We start from the raw sequence: 17,955 nt of genomic DNA on the forward strand, positions 1-17,955 counted from the left end.
TTTCGAGGGATGTGCATTCTAAGCATTCCCTAATTTTTGTCAACACTTAATTTTAAGAAGTTTCAAAGTTAAGTTTTACTCGACCCTGACCCGTTGTTGCTTTGCTTATTCAGCGTAGCGCTCCGTGTCAGTGGGGTCGCATTATAGGGCGGCGAATAAAAAGCGCAAGCGGTTTTTGAGGAATTTTTGAAGAAAAGTGATAAAAACAAACTGTTCGCGTCATTTTTGAGCGAAAGCTGTGTTTTTGATAGTTTTATATACAAATAAAGCGCTTAATAGCGCTTTATTTGTATATTCCAATCAACTTTGTGCTGATATTGTACTTCTTGTTCCAGTTCACTCTCCATGAGAGGGTGGTTCACCAACCAATCAGTTTCAAAGCTTAGTGTCAGTTGTTCTTTGTTATCTGCAGAAATAGTGACTGGTGGCACCATATCATCCTGCCTACGCATAGATAGGATAACCGCCAATCGTACAATGCGGCTTAGCCTCTGCGTAGTTTGAGCATGAGAGCCCAGATGAGCAAAAGTCTTTAGGTTGAGGTCAGCTCTATGCGATGCAGTCAAAGCAACAATTATTTGCTTTTCTATTTTTGAATAGCCAGGCATGCCAGTATGATTAAGAATATATGCACTATGTTTATGATAAAGCTTATAATCTACAATTAATCCAATCTCATGCACGCAAGCAACGGCACACAGGATCTTTTTCGTTACCTCAAGGTCGAGTTGCCATGTGTCTACTAGCTGTTTAGCTAAAGACAAGGCAAGCTCTGCAACATAGCTGGCTTGTCGCTTATCGACATGGTAACGATCCATAAAGCTATCTAGCGTTCGTTTGCAAATATCCGAGTTATGTAACTCTGGGATCATGCTGTACAAAACACCTTCACGTAAAGCCCCGCCAGCAAGGCCCATCTGGGCTATGTGCAGAGACTCAAAAAGTGCAATGAGGATAGCCAATCCTGATACAAATACCAATCTGCGCTCTTCACTTAGCCCTGGTAAATCGAGCTCTTTTATCGTCTTGCAGGCAATAGCTTGAACCTGAATGTCTTGAAGTTTTTCAAGCGTAAGTAGATCAGTTTGACCATCTGCAGCGAGTATTTCTTGAATAGCCTGGACGGTACCCGAAGCACCTATGGCCAGTTGCCATCCTAACGCTACAAAATCTTTCTGTATTGGTTGGATCACTTTTTTCGCAGATGTGATTGCACGATCAAAGTTTTCTGAACTAAGCAAACCGTCAGAAAAATAATGCTCTAAGAACGTGACACAGCCCATGTTCAGGCTCTTGTATAGCAGAGCGTCAAATCCTTTACCGATGATGACTTCGGTACTAGCACCCCCTATATCGATCACCAACTGACGACCCTGACAAGATGATGTGTGCGCCACGCCTTTATAAATGGTCTTAGCTTCTAACTCACCGCTAATCACGTTGATCTTGTGGTTGAGGATCTGCTCTGCTTTTACCCTGAACTCGTCCGCATTTTTGGCAAGTCTAAGCGTTGCCGTTGCGACTATGCTGATGTTCTTCTTCGGTATATCTTGCAATCGCTCTGCAAACAGGGCCAAACATTCCCATCCTCTTTGCATCGCTTCTTCTGACAACACATTACTTTTATCTAAACCAGCGGCTAAGCGCACTTTGCGTTTAACGCGGCCAATGGTATGCACGCCACCCGCGACATGCCTAGCAATAAGCATATGAAAGCTGTTTGAGCCTAGATCTATAACCGCGAACACGTTACTTTGAGGAATTGTCTGCCCCACTAATGTAAACCTCTAGAAACAAGTACCAATGTGATCGCTCTAATTTAGTTATTAGAGCGCTGCTTTTGGTAACTACCTTGGCGACGTCCGTTATTACGGTTGCGTGGTCCAGATGAGTAGTTCCTTTTTCTTTGCATATTAGGCTTAGTTAAGTCATCAAGCAAAGCTGTTTTATCATAATGCGAAAGAGGGATTGCATGTTCGATATAAGACTCGATCTCATGTAAATTGTACGCATATTGCTCACAAGCAAAGCTAATTGCGTGTCCAGATGCACCCGCTCTAGCTGTACGACCGATTCGATGAACATAATCTTCGCAGTCATCCGGCAGGTCAAAATTGAACACATGACTTACTTCTGGAATATGTAAACCACGAGCAGCAACATCAGTAGCTACCAGAAAATCAACATCCCCTTTGGAAAATTGCCCTAAAATACTCTGTCGCTTTTTCTGATTAACGTCACCAGTGAGTAGTCCCACGCGATGTCCATCAGCTTTCAACCATGCATAAACGTTTTCACAACTTTGTTTGGTGTTCGCAAAAATAATCGCTTTTTCCGGCCACTCTTCTTCTATTAATGTAAGCAACAATGGGATCTTATCATCGTGTGAAGGGTGGAATAACTCTTCTTGGATGCGTTTCCCAGTTTTCACATTCGGCTCTATCTGCACATGTTCAGGGTTGGTCATATGCTCAAAAGCCAACTCTTGAACCCGGTACGATAGGGTTGCTGAAAATAGTAAGTTTAATCGCTCAGATGTCTCCGGCATCCGATTGAACAAATAACGAATATCTTTGATAAAACCTAAATCGAACATTCGATCTGCTTCATCTAACACCACAACTTCGATTTCATTGAGGCTATATGCACCTTGTTTGTAGAAATCGATTAGGCGTCCTGTTGTGCCAATTAAAATATCTACACCATTTTCCAGTTGTGCACGTTGTTTTTCGTAATCTTCGCCACCATATATCAAACCTAGTTTGAGATCACAGTGTGGCGCAATAATTTTTGCATCTTTATGTATCTGAATCGCCAGTTCCCTAGTGGGAGCCATGATCAGTGCCCTTGGTTGCTTTCTGGAAATGCCTTCTGATTGCATCAAACGATGACAAGTGGCTGTTAAAAAAGCCAAAGTTTTACCTGTCCCCGTTTGAGCTTGGCCCGCAATATCACGGCCATCAACAACAAAAGGCAAACACTTTGCTTGGATTGGCGTACAATATTCGAAGCCATTCGCGGTTAAGCCGGCGACCACTTCCGGCGCTAAAGCAAAGTCAGAAAATTTTTTATTGGTCAAATGTGTCTTAGTCATAGCGATAAAGCATAACGTTTAAACTTGCAATAAGAAACAAGAGTGTTTAAATACGCATTAAATAATTCGCCAAATTCTAATGGAGAGCGCAATGAGCGACAAAATTATTCAACTTACCGATGACAGCTTTGAAGCAGACGTACTTAAATCAGACAAGCCAGTACTTGTTGATTTCTGGGCTGAATGGTGTGGTCCTTGTAAAATGATCGCCCCAATTTTAAACGAAGTTGCTGACGAGTTTGATGGTAAAGTAGTCATAGGTAAACTTAATATCGACCAAAATGCGGGTACACCACCTAAATTCGGTATTCGTGGTATTCCTACCCTACTACTATTTAAAGATGGTGCAGTTGTAGCAACTAAAGTAGGTGCCCTATCTAAAACTCAACTTGTTGAGTTCTTAGAAAGCAACGCCTAACTACGCTTGAAATATGCACCCGTGGGTTTCAAAACGGGTGCGTATTACTTTATTTTCCAGTTTATTTTAGATTTTTCACACAAAATTTGTATAAAGACTGGACGCCCAGCGACCTAGCTGCTAATTTATATCACCACTAACCTTAGATTTATCAAATCAACCTCTCTCGTTATACGAGAATGACAATTGTAATAAAGAACCCACCAATATGCATTTACGCGAACTTAAAGACAAGTCAATCAACGAACTTGTAAAACTAGCCGAGTCTATGGGACTCGAAAACGTAGCCCGTCTAAGAAAACAAGACATTATTTTTGCCATTTTAAAAGCCCACGCCAAAAGCGGCGAAAACATTTACGGCGGCGGTGTTTTAGAAATTCTGCAAGATGGCTTCGGCTTTTTACGCTCATCAGAAGCATCTTATTTAGCTGGACCAGATGATATTTATGTCTCTCCAAGCCAAATTAGACGCTTTAGTATGCGCACAGGTGACACCATCAGCGGTTTGATCCGCCCACCTAAAGATGGTGAACGTTATTTTGCGTTACTGAAAGTCAATGAGGTTAATTTCGATAAGCCTGAAAACTCTCGTACCAAAATATTGTTTGAAAACCTTACTCCAATCCATGCGAACGAACGTTTTGTTATGGAACGCGGTAACGGTAGTACAGAAGACATCACAGCTCGAGTATTAGATCTGGCTTCTCCTATCGGTAAAGGACAACGTGCTCTTATCGTCGCCCCACCGAAAGCTGGTAAAACCATGCTTCTTCAAAACATCGCACAATCAATCACTTATAACAATCCTGATGCAACACTGATGGTATTGTTGATTGACGAGCGTCCAGAAGAGGTAACCGAGATGCAACGCCTAGTAAAAGGTGAAGTAATCGCATCAACATTTGATGAACCAGCAAACCGTCACGTACAAGTTGCTGAAATGGTTATCGAAAAAGCTAAACGTTTGGTCGAGCACAAAAAAGATGTGGTTATCTTGCTTGACTCAATCACCCGTTTAGCTCGTGCTTACAACACAGTGATCCCATCATCAGGTAAAGTGCTAACAGGTGGTGTAGATGCAAACGCACTACATAAACCAAAGCGCTTCTTTGGGGCAGCTCGTAATGTTGAAGAAGGCGGTAGCTTAACTATCATCGCAACGGCACTTATCGACACAGGCTCAAAAATGGATGAAGTTATCTACGAAGAGTTTAAAGGTACAGGTAACATGGAACTACACCTAAATCGTAAGATTGCTGAAAAGCGTGTGTTCCCTGCTATCGACTTCAACCGTTCGGGTACTCGTCGTGAAGAGTTGCTGACGAAAACTGACGAACTACAAAAAATGTGGATCTTACGTAAAATCGTTCATGAAATGTCAGAGATTGACGCCATGGAGTTCCTCATCGATAAACTATCTATGAGTAAAACAAACGATGAGTTCTTTGAACTGATGCGCAGAAAGTAATCCGTATAGTTTAAAAAGAAGCCTGTTTTTACAGGCTTTTTTATTGCCCATTGCTTGGCGAAGTAGATTTTATCTACTATACATTATGAGTCTTTTAGAATTTAAACGGACTCCCAAAGCAATGAAAACGCAGCAGCTAGCTATGCTTTTTTTAGCCCTAAATGCCTTGTTATTGATAAGCATAGGTGTGCTTTTTTCATTATCCACCACTGTGATTTCAGTGCTCGTAGCAGCCTCATCCATACTAGCGGTTTGCTGTGGCCTGTACTATCAACGTAGACTTCAACACACCTCTAATTTAGACAAACTCGTACAAGCATTAGTCAAAGAGGGGTGTATTGATCTAACCTTTCGGTTTGACGAAAACGATAAAAGCCTACCAGCTGCTTGTTTCGCGCTTAATGCGAGTCTGCTCACCATTGAGCATATCATTGGCGAGGTCTACGCCTCGTCTGCGAGACTCTCTCCAATGGCTGATAACTTACGTGATACCTACGCATCAATGACGCAAAAAGCATCAATTCAACATGCTCATGGACAGGATTTAGCCTCATCTATAAACCGCATGTTGGAAGTATCAAGAGAACTTGATCAAAACTTAGAAAAAATTTATCACTCAGTTGAAGCTGCAACATACGCCGTAAAACAAACCCGTCAAGATACCAATAAGAGTCAAAACAGTTTACTAGGGCTTGTGGGTAATATTGAACAAACGAGTCAACAAATTGAAACTTTAAAAACGGACAGTGACGCTATCAGCTCTGTCATTGATGTAATAAACTCTATCGCAGAACAAACAAACTTACTCGCGCTGAATGCAGCGATAGAGGCGGCTCGTGCGGGAGAGCAAGGCCGAGGTTTTGCAGTCGTAGCTGATGAAGTACGAAGTCTTGCTGCACGCACCAGCCAATCCACACAACAAGTTCGAGATATGGTTGCAAAAATTCAGGCGGGTACGGATAGTGCTCATAGTCTGATGCAAGAGGCGTTGGCACAAACAGAACAAACGGTGTCTCTATCAGAAGCCTCCACCAAAGAAATGGATCAAATCGAACAAGCAATGGTGAATGTCAACGACATGTCCCAAAGTATTCATGCACAAGTGGAGCAACAAAAGGTAGTCTATGATGAAGCACAAAGCAGCATTGAATCTATGGTTGAGTTAAATTCCGATGCGTTATCCAGCTCTAAAATTCAAGCGGTTTCCAGCAGCGACCTGCTCAATCTAGCCGTCACCATACATGAAAAACTATCGCTTTTTAAAGCAGACTACGATCCACCTGACATGTCCAAGCGAGAACCCAAAATGCATAGTCATGTTGATAATCAACCTGACAAACTTGAAAAGGGAGACTCATCCGACGTCGAGTTGTTCTGACAAGCCCAGATACTGGAGCTCATCACACAAGATTAAATACAAATGTTCGGCTTGCTGATACTGCTCTTTTGATAGCGCACTCTCTAGCTGTCGTGAGGTACTTGCCAGAGATGTAAAATTAAATGTGCTCGCCGCACCTGATAAACGATGACATGCTCGCTGTAAGCTTAGCCACTGCTTAGTCTGCCAAAGTTCAATCACGACTGCGCGTTCATTGGGTAACGTCGTTACAAAGCTTGCAGCTAAATCGCTGATATCTACCTGGCTGGATACGAATTCTGAAGCTGTTGATAGGTGCCTCTGCAGTGACTTTATCAATAGTTTTCGATCAAGGGGCTTGCCTAAATGGCCAGTAAACCCTGCTTTTAAGTACGCCTGAATTTCATGCTCCATCACATTGGCCGTCAGCGCATACACAGGTTGGTCAAAGCCAGATTGATGCAGTAAATTAAGCGCTTCTACGCCATCCATTTTTGGCATCTGTATATCCATCAATACCACATCAGGATACTCTCTTAAGCAGAGCTCTACGGCTTCCTCACCATTTTTGGCGACAATAACTTCAAGACCAAGCTGTTCAATCAATCGCTTAAAGAGCGCACGGTTATCATCATGGTCTTCGGCAACGAGTACTTTTCCATAATCCCAGCTGACCTCTTGCTGTTGCTCTAGACTCTCTGGCAATTCTCGATGTTGTGGTGCACACGGGATATAAACAATAAACTCACTTCCTTGATTGAGTTCACTATTAACACTGATACTACCGCCCATCATGTCTGTTAGCTGCTGGGACAAACACAAACCTAAGCCAGACCCACCGAAGCGGCGAGTGATACTGTTATCGCCTTGCTGAAAGCTCTCAAATACGCGACTTAGTTGCTCTTGGCTCATACCAATACCGGTGTCCAACACTTTAAAAATCAGTCCCGATGGCTGACAATTAACTTGCAATTCAACAACACCTTGCTCGGTAAACTTAACCGCATTACCCAGTAAGTTGATCAGGATCTGCTTAAGGCGGACGTAGTCTAGCTTGACCATAACTGAGTTATCAGCATCGCTTTTGACACTAAACTGGAGCGCTTTCACCTTACAAGCGTTATAAAACATATCACTGATATCATCGAGTAGGCTTTGTAGGTAAAACTCTGTGTATTCTAATTCTAGGCGCTGTGCTTCTATTCGGCTCAAATCAAGTACATCACTCACTAGGTCCTTTAGGTGCTCCCCCTGACGCTGGATAACACCCAACGATGCCTTGAGTTCAAAGTTTTGACCATGTTCATTTAGCATGGCTTCAGCCTGTCCAATTATCGAGGTTAAGGGAGTTCGGATCTCGTGACTGATATTGGCTAGAAACTGATTTTTAACTTGGTTAGCTTCTCTGAGTTCGTCCGCCACTCTCTGTAGCTCAGCGGTTCTTTCTGCGACTTTCTCACGCAGTTCAACTTTAGCGTTTTTCTCTGCTTGCTTAAAATACAAACTGACGACGGCGATAAAAAGTGATAATACCACCATGGAACTTAGCCAGATCACTTGCTCACGCTTCTCGATTTGCAACGTTTGAAACGCTTGCTCTTGTTTTAGCTCAGTAATTTCTCGATTCAACTCCGCAGCTTCGATTCGATTTTGGTATTCCATCATCTTGGCAAGCACGTTCTTGTTCAAAAATTCATATTGATTTGTTTGATACCGAGTAAAGTTTAACAACGCTTGATCATGCTTACCCACGCCCGCCTGAATCAAAGACAGCGTTGCAAGCTCCTCTTTTTCAATATAACGCGCGCCTGTTTCAGTTGCCAAAGACATCGCTTCATTGATCATTTGTTCAGCTTTGAGCAACTCGCCTTTGACAAACATTGCTTTTGCCAGCGGGAATAATGCCCACATACGCCCCGTATCACTATTTATTTTCTCGGCATAGTACAAAGCAAAATTGGCCTCTTTTTCCGCCCTATCAAATTCACCTTGCACTAGGCTTACACCCGCTAGATTGGCGTACTGAACCATTAAATGGTCCATGTTGTTTTGCGGCTCATAGTAGTCAATTGCTGCCTGGAAGTGATATCGCGCAGAATGTGTCATTCCCTTTTTGCTAAACAACTCCCCTAAGTATGTGTGTGCCAGCGCAACGCCATAGCTATCACCCAGCTCTGAAAACATTTTCATGCCGGTGTTGATCATCTCTTGCGCAACATCAAACTGATATTGGCGAATATAAACAGCCGACATATTGAGCACGATGTCAGCCTCATCTTGCATTTCACCCAACCCCTGATAAAACTTTTGTGCTTCACCAAAATGAGAAATCGCTAAGCCTAACTCGTTAGTTTTGACATAAGCCAACCCTAGGTTGTTATGCATGTTAGCTTGCTCAAGCGGATTGTTGCGTTTGCTGGCTATATTTAAAGCGTTTAGATATTGTGGGATGGCTGAGGTATAAAGCCCTTGGTGGTAGGCGTTAATTGCCAAAAGTTTGATGGCAAAATAATACTCATCGCTGAGTGGTTGCTGCACATATTCTGATTCAATCTCTTTTAGATACAGCTCTGTTGTTGCGAAGTCGTCGCGTTCAAATGCCTCACGGGCCAGTGATTTCAATAATTCAAAACGCTGTTTTGAGGTTAAATCCGGATGAGAAAGCAACTGATGCCCTTTGATAGAGATATCTTGCCAGCTTTCTAAATCGCCCAACTCCTCTATCTGCGTCGCAAGCGATGAAGTCGGTTCTTTTGCAGATACAGCCAAGGTTATGTTGAAAATCAACATAATATATATCAGTACTCTGCCTATAAGCCCTTTACCCATCCCTGTTCCCACCACCTTCTACAAAAATAATGCTATGCTGAAGATACACTAACTCAATTGGTGGAACAATGATCAACCCTTTAGTCGACGCGATTTTCCTCATTATCAGCGACCAGAAAGTACATAAAGTCCATACCATAGCAGGCATATTAAGCCACCAGCAAGCCTTTCCTCAGCTAGATAAGGAGCCCAATAGAGAGCTGTTTAAAAAGAACTTTTTGATCATGAATGCGTTATATCAATTGCAAGGCGAGTTGCTTCAGGAAGGCCTATTTCTCAGTATTAGTAGTATGCATATTCAACTATGTGAAGTTTTGCAAAATACACCACAATCTAGAGATCCACTGCGCGACTATTATTTAGATTGGCAAAATTATGAAGCCACCAAAGAAGAAGTAATAGCATTGCTCGACACATTCTGGCAAAGCTTTGGGACTACTCACTTACCAAAACACACGCCCACAACGGTGATTAAAGATATTTGTAAACATTGGCAGCTTCCTTATCCCTATCAAAAGCAACAACTCAAAAGAGTCTGGCGACAACAGGCTGTAGTACAACACCCTGACAAACAAGAAGGATGCACACAGCGCTTTAAGCAACTCAAAGCAGAATATGACTTACTTAAAGCGCATCTAGTTGTTATTGATTAATACGGCGAACTCGAAACTTCCGACCTTTCAGTTTACCTTCACTCAACTTACGAAATGCAGGTTTTGACGCGTCTCTGGCAACCGCCACATAGGCGCTGTTATCAAGTACATTGATTTTACCAATCTGTGCAAAAGCAATGCCTTGCTCGCCAGTTAAACTCCCCACGATGTCACCAGGACGAATCTTTTGCTTTTTACCACCATCAATTTGTAGTGTGACCATATCCGGTTTGTACGGTGGCTTATCAAGCAAACTAAGTGGCGGCATGGGTGCTGGCTCAAAATCTCGGTCATACACATCACCAATCTGAGCGACTTTAAATGCTTCGCTCTCACCATAAATTGAACATGCTAAGCCTTTTTTACCACCTCGGCCGGTACGTCCTATGCGATGTACATGTGTTTGTGAGTCATGCGCTAGGTGATAATTGATCACCATATCCATATCATCTATATCCAGCCCTCTGGCTGCAACATCCGTAGCAACTAATATAGACGCACTCTTATTGGCAAAACGGATTAAGGTTTGCTCACGCTCTCTTTGTTCCAAGTCTCCATGTAATGCCACCGCATTGAAACCTGCGGCGCGTAGTTCATCACAGGCCTTTTGTGTTTCTACTTTGGTGTTGCAAAACACCACGCAACTTTGTGGTTTATGCTGTAACAGCAATAACCTCAAGGTATTGAAACGTAGTTTGTTATTATCTAGTTTATAAAACAGTTGCTTGATGCTGGTATTGACCATCTGTTCTTCAACTTTCACCATCTCAGGGTTAAGCATTACGCGCTCAGCAATGTCTTCTATGCGTTTTTGATAGGTGGCACTAAACAACAACGTTTGTCTTTGCTCAGGTAAATAAGAAACGATGTTATCCAGCGCATCAGCAAAGCCCATGTCTAGCATTTGATCAGCTTCATCCAGTACTAAACTAGACACTTCTGATAAATTTAGCGTGCCCTTATATAGGTGATCTTCGATTCTGCCTGGCGTGCCCACAATGATATGCGCACCATGCTCCAAAGAGCCAATCTGTGGCCCGATAGGCACACCACCACATAAGGTTAAAATCTTGATGTTGTGAATACCTCGTGCGAGTTTGCGCAGCTCCGTAGCAACTTGCTCGGCCAATTCTCTGGTTGGGCATAACACCAGACCTTGGACTCGGTAACGGGCAACATTTAAGCGCGATAACACACCTAAACCGAACGCAACGGTCTTACCCGAGCCAGTTTTTGCCTGCGCGATGACATCTTTGCCAGATAAAACCACAGGTAAACTTTGTGCTTGTATCGGCGTCATATTTTTAAAACCCAAGTCAATCAGGGTATCCAGTAGCTCCTGTGCTAAAGGTAAGGTATTAAATGCAGCTGAACTCATGTGCCGTTCTCAAAGGATTAAATGATTCGAGATTCTAGCAGAAATCTAGGTGTGCGAATATCGCATCACCACAAGTATTTAGTCCCGTTTATTTGGCCTGTGTGGTATTCGATGTAACACTATGTGCCAACTTCTGGCAGCGCAATCAGGTATATAATGAAAAAACAACTCATCACACTGTTTAGCACACTTATCTTTTCTATCAGTGTGCAGGCACAGGAATTCACGCCAAAACAGCTTGAACAAGTTAAGCAAGTGAGAGAAAACGCTCTCAACAGTGAGTTAAGTTGGCAGCTGCTGGAATCGATTACAACCGAAGTGGGACCACGATTACCCGGTACTGAAAATGATAAAAAAGCCGTCGCGTGGGCCGTAGAAAAATTCAAATCGCTCGGGTTTGACAAGGTCTGGACTGAGCCAGCAACATTCCCACATTGGCGCAGATACCATGAATCTGCTCGCATTATCACACCGAGTGAACAACCAATACACCTAAGTGCATTAGGTAATAGTGTCAGCACTCCTAAGCAAGGCATAACGGGCGAAGTGGTGCTATTTGAGACATTGGACGAACTAATAGCAGCCCCACAGGATAGTCTGAAAAACAAAATCGCCTTTATCAACTATCGCATGAATAGACATATTGACGGCAACGGCTACGGTCCAGCGGTACGCGCTCGTAATAGTGGTGCCGTTGAAGCAGCCAAAAAAGGAGCCGTTGCTTACATGATGCGCTCAGTCAGCACAGCCCAGCATCGTTTTGCGCATACCGGAGGCAGTCATTACCAGTCAGGGGTAAATAAAGTCCCTGCGACCGCTATCTCTAATCCCGATGCTGATCAACTTGAACGCCTCATCACCGCAGGGCATAGTGTTTCTGTCAACATCAATGTACAAAGCGAGAGCCTAGGGGAAGGTACTAGCTACAACGTGATAGGCGAAATCACGGGCTCTGAGTTTCCCAATCAGTATGTGCTGATCGGGGGACACTTGGATTCTTGGGATTTAGGCACTGGCGCATTGGATGATGGAGCAGGTGTTGCGCTAACCATGGCTGCTGCAAAGCATATAAAGGCTGTCGCTCAACCAAAACGCAGTATTCGCGTCGTCTTATTTGCCGCTGAGGAACTTGGATTATGGGGAGCTAAAGCTTACTTTAAGCGTCACGCGGGAGCGTTAGACAATATCGTTGCAGCGGCCGAATCTGATTTTGGCGCAGGACTCATCTATGGTTTTGAGAGCAATGTCACAGCGAACGCTTTACCCATTGTCAGAGCCATTGCTAAACAGCTAGCACCATTGGATATTGAATATATTCGAGCCAATGCCGCACATGGGGGCCCCGATCTGATCCCGCTGCGAGCACATCATAATGCGCCTATTTTTGCGCTCCATCAGGATGGCACTGACTACTTTGACTATCACCACACGGCCGATGACACATTAGATAAAGTAGACCCTGTTAAGTTAAAACAAAATACCGCAGCCTACGCTGTATTTGCAATGATGGCAGCCAACTCAAAAAATAAAATAACCCCAAATAGTCAGTAAGTTAACGTTACGATATGTGCTTAGACTAGGTGTTATGGTATACATTCTTCGTAACTTAAGTGCGACGAAGAAAAAACACGGCCTTATTATCAAACAAGGGAGTATGCCAAATGGCATCATTACGCTTAGTCTATGCATTTCATGAACTCATTGAAACATGTGTCGTTCATTATCAACGCCCGATAATAATTGCTGCCACTTTACTTGGTCTGATCTATTTTGGTTACCAGTATCAGAGCAACCATACCCAACAACAAGCTTTGCTCAAGCACCCCGAAAAACACGATGTCTGGGTTCTCAATATGGGATACCTTGAAACACAGCGCAAATACCAAGCGCAATATCGCGTTGCTCAAGTATTGCAAGTGTCAGATACACATGTAGAGCTTTTACAGGGCAGTTTTACTTATCGAAAGCTACGAGGTGCAGAACGAGCCATCAAATTAGACTCCCTGATGCTAGACAGCTATTTTAGGCGGGATACTTTGACATTTAAGCACTCTGAATTAGCCGCACTGTTCGAGCTTCAAGCCATTGACAGTGTGTACCGTCCCAACGATATTTATGTGTTGGGCGGCATAGTAAAGCGACGCGCCAGACCCACCGCAATCAATGACAAACTCAATATCCAAATGACACTAAACTCACACAACGACCAAGCAATCATACTGTTTCGTCAGGGAGATTTTGAGGCCGCCAGGGCGCAATTTTTACAAGCTGCCGAGCAAGGCGATAGCTGGGGGCAATATAATTTGGCAGGCATGCTAGAACACGCACAAGGCGGATCTCAAGACCTGCAAAAGGCGGTGTACTGGTTGCAACAATCCGCCAAGCAGCAAAATTCTAAGGCACAATCCGCCCTCGATACACTGTGCAACACGCACCCTTCGGTGTGTTAGCAACCCTCACTGAAGCGTGTCAAATAAACATCAAAGTCATCTGGCGATAACGGCTGTGAATGCAGGTAGCCTTGGGTAAAATCACAGTCAAGCTGTTTTAATAAGCCCAACTGCTCGGCAGTTTCAACACCCTCAGCCACTACTTGCAGATTTAAATTTGCCGCCATTGAAATAATGGCGCTGACGAGTGCACGATCTTCCGCGTCATTGGGTAAATCACGAATAAACTCTTTATCAATTTTTAGCTTTGAAAGTGGAAAACGTTTGAGATAACTCAGCGATGAATAGCCAGTACCAAAGTCATCAATCGCCAGTTCTACGCCCATGTCACGTATCGCTTTTAACTGCGAGAGAATATGCTCAGAGTTGTCAGCCAGTACATTCTCTGTGATCTCCAAGGTTAATGCATGACTAGGTAACCCAGTTTCACGTAATACCGTTGCTACCAATACTGACACATCTTGTCGCTTGAACTGTGTACTGGAAACATTCACCGTTACAAAGAACGGCTTGTTAGTTTGCTCACACCATTGTTTAGCCTGCTTACATGCTTGAAATAACACCCATTCACCCATGGCCAAAATGAGCCCCAGCTCCTCGCTTACGGGGATAAAGTCAGCAGGAGAAATATCTCCCAATGTTTGGCTGCGCCAACGCAGTAGCGCTTCACATCCAATACGCTCATTGTCTTTGGCATGGATTGGCTGATAGACAACTGATAGCTCCTCGTTTAACAGCGCCTTGTGCAGTGCACCTTCCAATTGGCTACGCGCTTTGGCGTTTTCATGCATGGCCGAGGTGTAAAATTGAAAGCAATTACGCCCATGCTCTTTAGCCTTGTACATTGCACTATCCGCATTACGCAGCAATACCTTTCTATCATCGCCATCATCTGGATAGAAAGTAATCCCTATACTGCCTGACACAAATGCTTCATGGCCTTCAAGTACAAACTGGCTATTTAACTGATGCAAAATTTTATTGGCAATGGTTTCCACGTCACGAATGTGTTTAATGTCCGTCAGCAATATTGCAAATTCATCGCCACCAAGCCTAGCCACCACATCGCTGCTTCGCGTACAGTCCTGAATGCGCTGCGCCGCTTCAATTAATAACAAATCACCAATATGATGACCGAGCGTGTCGTTGATTGCCTTGAAGCGATCCAAATCAATAAAGCAAATGGCCAAACGTGTGTGATTTTCTTTTGCAGCGGCAAGGGCCAAATCAAACTTCTCATGATAATGATGTCGATTAGCCAACCCCGTTAAAGTATCAAAGTTAGCCTGCTGCCACATAAGTTGTTCATGGTGTTTGCGTGAAGTAATGTCGTTAAACAAAGCGACGTACATTTCAATCTCACCTTGGTCATCAAACACCGCTGAAACCTGTAACCAACTGGGATAAACTTCTCCCGTTTTGCGACGATTCCAGATCTCGCCTTCCCAATGTCCTCGCTCATTTAGGGTTTGATATAGCTTGTTGAAATAGGCATTACTATGGTGTCCTGAATTGAACATCGCTGGTGTTTGACCTAACACTTCGTGACTTTCAAATCCGGTGATCTGACTAAATGCTCGGTTAACCATTTGAATACGGTTATCTCGGTCAGACACCAGTACCCCTTCTGCGGTGGTATCGAATACAGTCTGGGCCAACCGCTGCTCACGCTCACGAACAAGGCGTTCAGTGATATCCTGCAACACATAGATATAACCCAATAGCTGCTGATTGATGTCTAGAACTGTGGTTTTGGTAATACTAAACGTGCTGAGTTTATCACCCAACTGCAATGTGTAAGGTAATTGATAACATGTTTTCTGATCCACACAGGCGCTGCCATGTAGTACCTCAGAAATGGGTTGATTCAGTAGCGTATCAGGTGTGGCGAAGGTATCTTGTACCCTTTTATTGACGGATAGGACTTGCCCTTGTTCATCGGTAAAAATAAGTAAATCTTCAATACCATTGAAGATTGCTTTTAATCTCGCTCCTTGTGCCTCAGAACGACGTTTAGCTGTTCGCAAACGCAACAAAAGCGCACCCAATACCAAAATAGAAATCAACAAAATCGCGATGATTAACGCCAGCAACAGCATTCTTAAGCTGCTCATCTGTTGAATTTTTTGTGTTTGTGTAGCCACTTGTTCTTCTAAATTATTTTGGTAATACCACAGTGAGTCTTGTAGCGCTCGTTGCGCACTTATATCGTGAATGATCGATAACAACTGAGTTTGCCCATTGCTATCGACAAATGGCGTAGAGTAAACACTGACGGTACGTAAGGTGTTATCAGCCAATCGATGACGAAAGATAAAATAATTCCGACCCTCAGTGGCAGCCAGCGCTCTTTCCTCAGCAACCTGTTCGGCGTTGAGCTGATTAATATCCTGTATCGACATCGCCCCGAGTGTTGCTCGCGGATAACCGTAAAATGTCTCAGCCGCCTTATTAGCAGCGATAATTTGCCCAGATTGTGGGTTGATAACCAGCATGACCGCACTATGTTCTACAAACAAAGGATCATCCGCAGACAATGCGCTCACCGCACCGCTGAAAAGTAACAGACACGCCAGTATTATTTTTATTATTTTCATCCAGCCACCACACACTTAAAGGCTTGAAAACGACTATAAAACAAAGCACATCCTTTGAAAACACGTTAAGTCACTAAGTATTGCACAATATCAAATAAAGCGCAGATTACTGCCATTTCTAGGTCAAGTTGATATACTGAAGCCAAATTCAAATGCCCAGTAACGAAATGAAATATAAAGATTTGCGAGATTTTATCGCGCGCTTAGAAGAGCAAGGTGAGTTAGTCCGTATCTCTGCGCCTATTTCCACTAAGTTAGAAATGACCGAAATCGCAGACCGCACACTCAGAGCGGGCGGTCCAGCGTTACTTTTTGAAAACCCAATTGGTTTTGATATTCCCGTGCTCGCAAATTTATTTGGTACCCCCAAACGTGTAGCAATGGGCATGGGCCAAGATGATGTCAGCGCGCTACGTGAAGTAGGTAAGCTACTGGCCTTTTTGAAAGAACCTGAGCCCCCTAAAGGTATCAAAGAAGCGTTAGGCCAGTTACCCGCTTATAAACAAGTTCTTAATATGCCAGCGAAAGAGTTACGCAAAGCGCCCTGTCAGGACGTAGTGATAACTGGTGATGACGTAGACTTGACCAAGTTACCTATTCAGCACTGCTGGCCGGGCGATGCTGCGCCGCTCATCACGTGGGGCTTAACAGTCACCCGTGGCCCCTACAAAAAGCGACAGAACCTGGGAATCTATCGCCAACAATTGTTGGGTAAAAATAAAATCATTATGCGCTGGCTGTCTCACCGCGGCGGAGCACTAGATTTTCAGGAGTGGTGTAAAGAAAACCCAGGGGAACCTTACCCTGTATCCGTTGCTTTGGGTGCCGATCCTGCCACCATTTTGGGAGCGGTTACCCCGGTGCCAGATACACTCAGTGAATATGCATTTGCAGGTCTACTACGCGGCGCTAAAACAGAAGTGATAAAATCTATCTCCAACGATTTACAAGTACCAGCGAATGCGGAAATCATACTTGAAGGTCATATCGTGCCCGGTGAGCTTGCTCCTGAGGGGCCATATGGAGATCACACCGGCTATTACAATGAGGTCGATAACTTCCCAGTGATGACAGTTACTCATATTACACATCGCAAAGACCCCATTTATCACAGTACTTATACTGGCCGCCCACCCGATGAACCCGCGATTTTAGGTGTCGCATTAAACGAAGTGTTCGTACCTATATTGCAAAAGCAGTTTCCTGAAATTGTCGACTTCTATTTACCTCCAGAGGGATGCTCTTATCGCATGGCGGTCGTCACTATGAAGAAACAATATCCAGGTCACGCGAAGCGCGTCATGATGGGAGTATGGTCGTTTTTAAGACAGTTTATGTACACCAAGTTTGTGATCGTCTGTGATGATGATGTGAACGCCCGTGATTGGAACGATGTCATTTGGGCTATCACGACTCGTATGGACCCAACTCGCGACACCACCTTGATCGATAACACCCCTATCGACTACCTAGACTTTGCTTCGCCGGTATCGGGGCTTGGTTCAAAAATGGGGATGGATGCCACGAATAAGTGGCCGGGTGAAACCGACCGTGAGTGGGGTGAGCCCATAGTCATGGACGATGCAACCAAACAACGTGTTGATGAAATTTGGGATAGCCTAGGTATTAAGCTCGAGCAATAGGATAACTATCTTGGCTGTGATAAAGTGCCGATACTTTATACAAATAATTAATATAACCGCCGTGCTAA

12 protein-coding genes are annotated in these 17,955 nt (G+C 43.8%); 7 read left to right on the forward strand and 5 right to left on the reverse strand.

All coding sequences use genetic code 11. The annotated features are described in order from the left end of the window. Positions 1-272: 272 nt before the first annotated feature. Both gppA and rhlB read right to left on the reverse strand, forming a co-directional pair. Positions 273-1,775, reverse strand: coding sequence for a guanosine-5'-triphosphate,3'-diphosphate diphosphatase (gene gppA, locus C2M32_RS00005; RefSeq protein ID WP_105166514.1), 1,503 nt, complete (start codon positions 1,773-1,775; stop codon positions 273-275). 44 nt (positions 1,776-1,819) lie between these two features. Next, positions 1,820-3,094 carry an ATP-dependent RNA helicase RhlB gene (rhlB, locus tag C2M32_RS00010; RefSeq protein ID WP_105166515.1) on the reverse strand — a complete coding sequence of 425 codons (1,275 nt, stop codon included), beginning with the start codon at positions 3,092-3,094 and terminating at the stop codon, positions 1,820-1,822. Between the two features lie 91 nt (positions 3,095-3,185). Between rhlB and trxA the strand changes: the two genes are divergently transcribed. The 3 genes from trxA (at position 3,186) to C2M32_RS00025 (ending at position 6,358) form a co-directional block, all read left to right on the forward strand. Next, positions 3,186-3,512, forward strand: a complete 327-nt coding sequence (trxA, locus tag C2M32_RS00015; protein ID WP_105166516.1) for a thioredoxin TrxA — start codon at positions 3,186-3,188, stop codon at positions 3,510-3,512. Between the two features lie 208 nt (positions 3,513-3,720). Then, entirely contained in the window at positions 3,721-4,980 is a 1,260-nt protein-coding gene (gene rho / locus C2M32_RS00020) for a transcription termination factor Rho (protein WP_105166517.1), read from the forward strand. Between the two features lie 121 nt (positions 4,981-5,101). Continuing rightward, positions 5,102-6,358, forward strand: coding sequence for a methyl-accepting chemotaxis protein (locus tag C2M32_RS00025; RefSeq protein ID WP_105166518.1), 1,257 nt, complete (start codon positions 5,102-5,104; stop codon positions 6,356-6,358). On the opposite strand, the gene C2M32_RS00030 is transcribed toward C2M32_RS00025, so the two are convergent. Continuing rightward, entirely contained in the window at positions 6,335-9,127 is a 2,793-nt protein-coding gene (locus tag C2M32_RS00030) for an ATP-binding protein (RefSeq protein ID WP_234401181.1), read from the reverse strand. The two genes, C2M32_RS00025 and C2M32_RS00030, sit on opposite strands and share 24 nt — an antisense overlap. Before the next feature lie 107 nt (positions 9,128-9,234). Between C2M32_RS00030 and C2M32_RS00035 the strand changes: the two genes are divergently transcribed. Further along, the gene (locus tag C2M32_RS00035; RefSeq protein WP_105166520.1) at positions 9,235-9,819 is read left to right on the forward strand and encodes a DNA-J related domain-containing protein; all 585 of its coding nucleotides are present in this window, start codon (positions 9,235-9,237) and stop codon (positions 9,817-9,819) included. Here C2M32_RS00035 and dbpA read toward each other — a convergent pair. Continuing rightward, positions 9,809-11,197, reverse strand: coding sequence for an ATP-dependent RNA helicase DbpA (dbpA, locus tag C2M32_RS00040; protein WP_105166521.1), 1,389 nt, complete (start codon positions 11,195-11,197; stop codon positions 9,809-9,811). The two genes, C2M32_RS00035 and dbpA, sit on opposite strands and share 11 nt — an antisense overlap. A 156-nt stretch (positions 11,198-11,353) precedes the next feature. On the opposite strand from dbpA, the gene C2M32_RS00045 reads away from it, so the two are divergent. Together C2M32_RS00045 and C2M32_RS00050 are read left to right on the forward strand one after the other, a co-directional pair. Beyond that, complete coding sequence (locus tag C2M32_RS00045; RefSeq protein WP_105166522.1) at positions 11,354-12,748, forward strand: M20/M25/M40 family metallo-hydrolase; 1,395 nt, start codon at positions 11,354-11,356, stop codon at positions 12,746-12,748. Positions 12,749-12,858: 110 nt separating this feature from the next. Then, positions 12,859-13,647, forward strand: a complete 789-nt coding sequence (locus tag C2M32_RS00050) for a tetratricopeptide repeat protein (protein ID WP_105166523.1) — start codon at positions 12,859-12,861, stop codon at positions 13,645-13,647. On the opposite strand, the gene C2M32_RS00055 is transcribed toward C2M32_RS00050, so the two are convergent. Beyond that, a complete protein-coding gene (locus tag C2M32_RS00055) occupies positions 13,644-16,244 on the reverse strand; it encodes a sensor domain-containing protein (RefSeq protein WP_105166524.1) in 2,601 nt (866 codons plus the stop codon). The genes C2M32_RS00050 and C2M32_RS00055 overlap by 4 nt on opposite strands. Positions 16,245-16,411: 167 nt before the next feature. Between C2M32_RS00055 and ubiD the strand changes: the two genes are divergently transcribed. Then, entirely contained in the window at positions 16,412-17,887 is a 1,476-nt protein-coding gene (gene ubiD / locus C2M32_RS00060; RefSeq protein ID WP_105166571.1) for a 4-hydroxy-3-polyprenylbenzoate decarboxylase, read from the forward strand. Positions 17,888-17,955: the final 68 nt, after the last annotated feature.

The sequence above is a fragment of the Pseudoalteromonas sp. T1lg23B genome, from assembly GCF_002964665.1.
GTDB lineage: Bacteria > Pseudomonadota > Gammaproteobacteria > Enterobacterales > Alteromonadaceae > Pseudoalteromonas.

Coding starts and splice junctions, on each gene's coding strand:
- rho (WP_105166517.1), top strand. CDS start 3,721: ATGCATTTACGCGAACTTAAAGACAAGTCAATCAACGAACTTGTAAAA.
- C2M32_RS00025 (WP_105166518.1), top strand. CDS start 5,102: ATGAAAACGCAGCAGCTAGCTATGCTTTTTTTAGCCCTAAATGCCTTG.
- ubiD (WP_105166571.1), top strand. CDS start 16,412: ATGAAATATAAAGATTTGCGAGATTTTATCGCGCGCTTAGAAGAGCAA.
- rhlB (WP_105166515.1), bottom strand. CDS start 3,094: ATGACTAAGACACATTTGACCAATAAAAAATTTTCTGACTTTGCTTTA.
- C2M32_RS00055 (WP_105166524.1), bottom strand. CDS start 16,244: ATGAAAATAATAAAAATAATACTGGCGTGTCTGTTACTTTTCAGCGGT.
- C2M32_RS00050 (WP_105166523.1), top strand. CDS start 12,859: ATGGCATCATTACGCTTAGTCTATGCATTTCATGAACTCATTGAAACA.
- trxA (WP_105166516.1), top strand. CDS start 3,186: ATGAGCGACAAAATTATTCAACTTACCGATGACAGCTTTGAAGCAGAC.
- C2M32_RS00030 (WP_234401181.1), bottom strand. CDS start 9,127: ATGTTGATTTTCAACATAACCTTGGCTGTATCTGCAAAAGAACCGACT.
- dbpA (WP_105166521.1), bottom strand. CDS start 11,197: ATGAGTTCAGCTGCATTTAATACCTTACCTTTAGCACAGGAGCTACTG.
- C2M32_RS00045 (WP_105166522.1), top strand. CDS start 11,354: ATGAAAAAACAACTCATCACACTGTTTAGCACACTTATCTTTTCTATC.
- C2M32_RS00035 (WP_105166520.1), top strand. CDS start 9,235: ATGATCAACCCTTTAGTCGACGCGATTTTCCTCATTATCAGCGACCAG.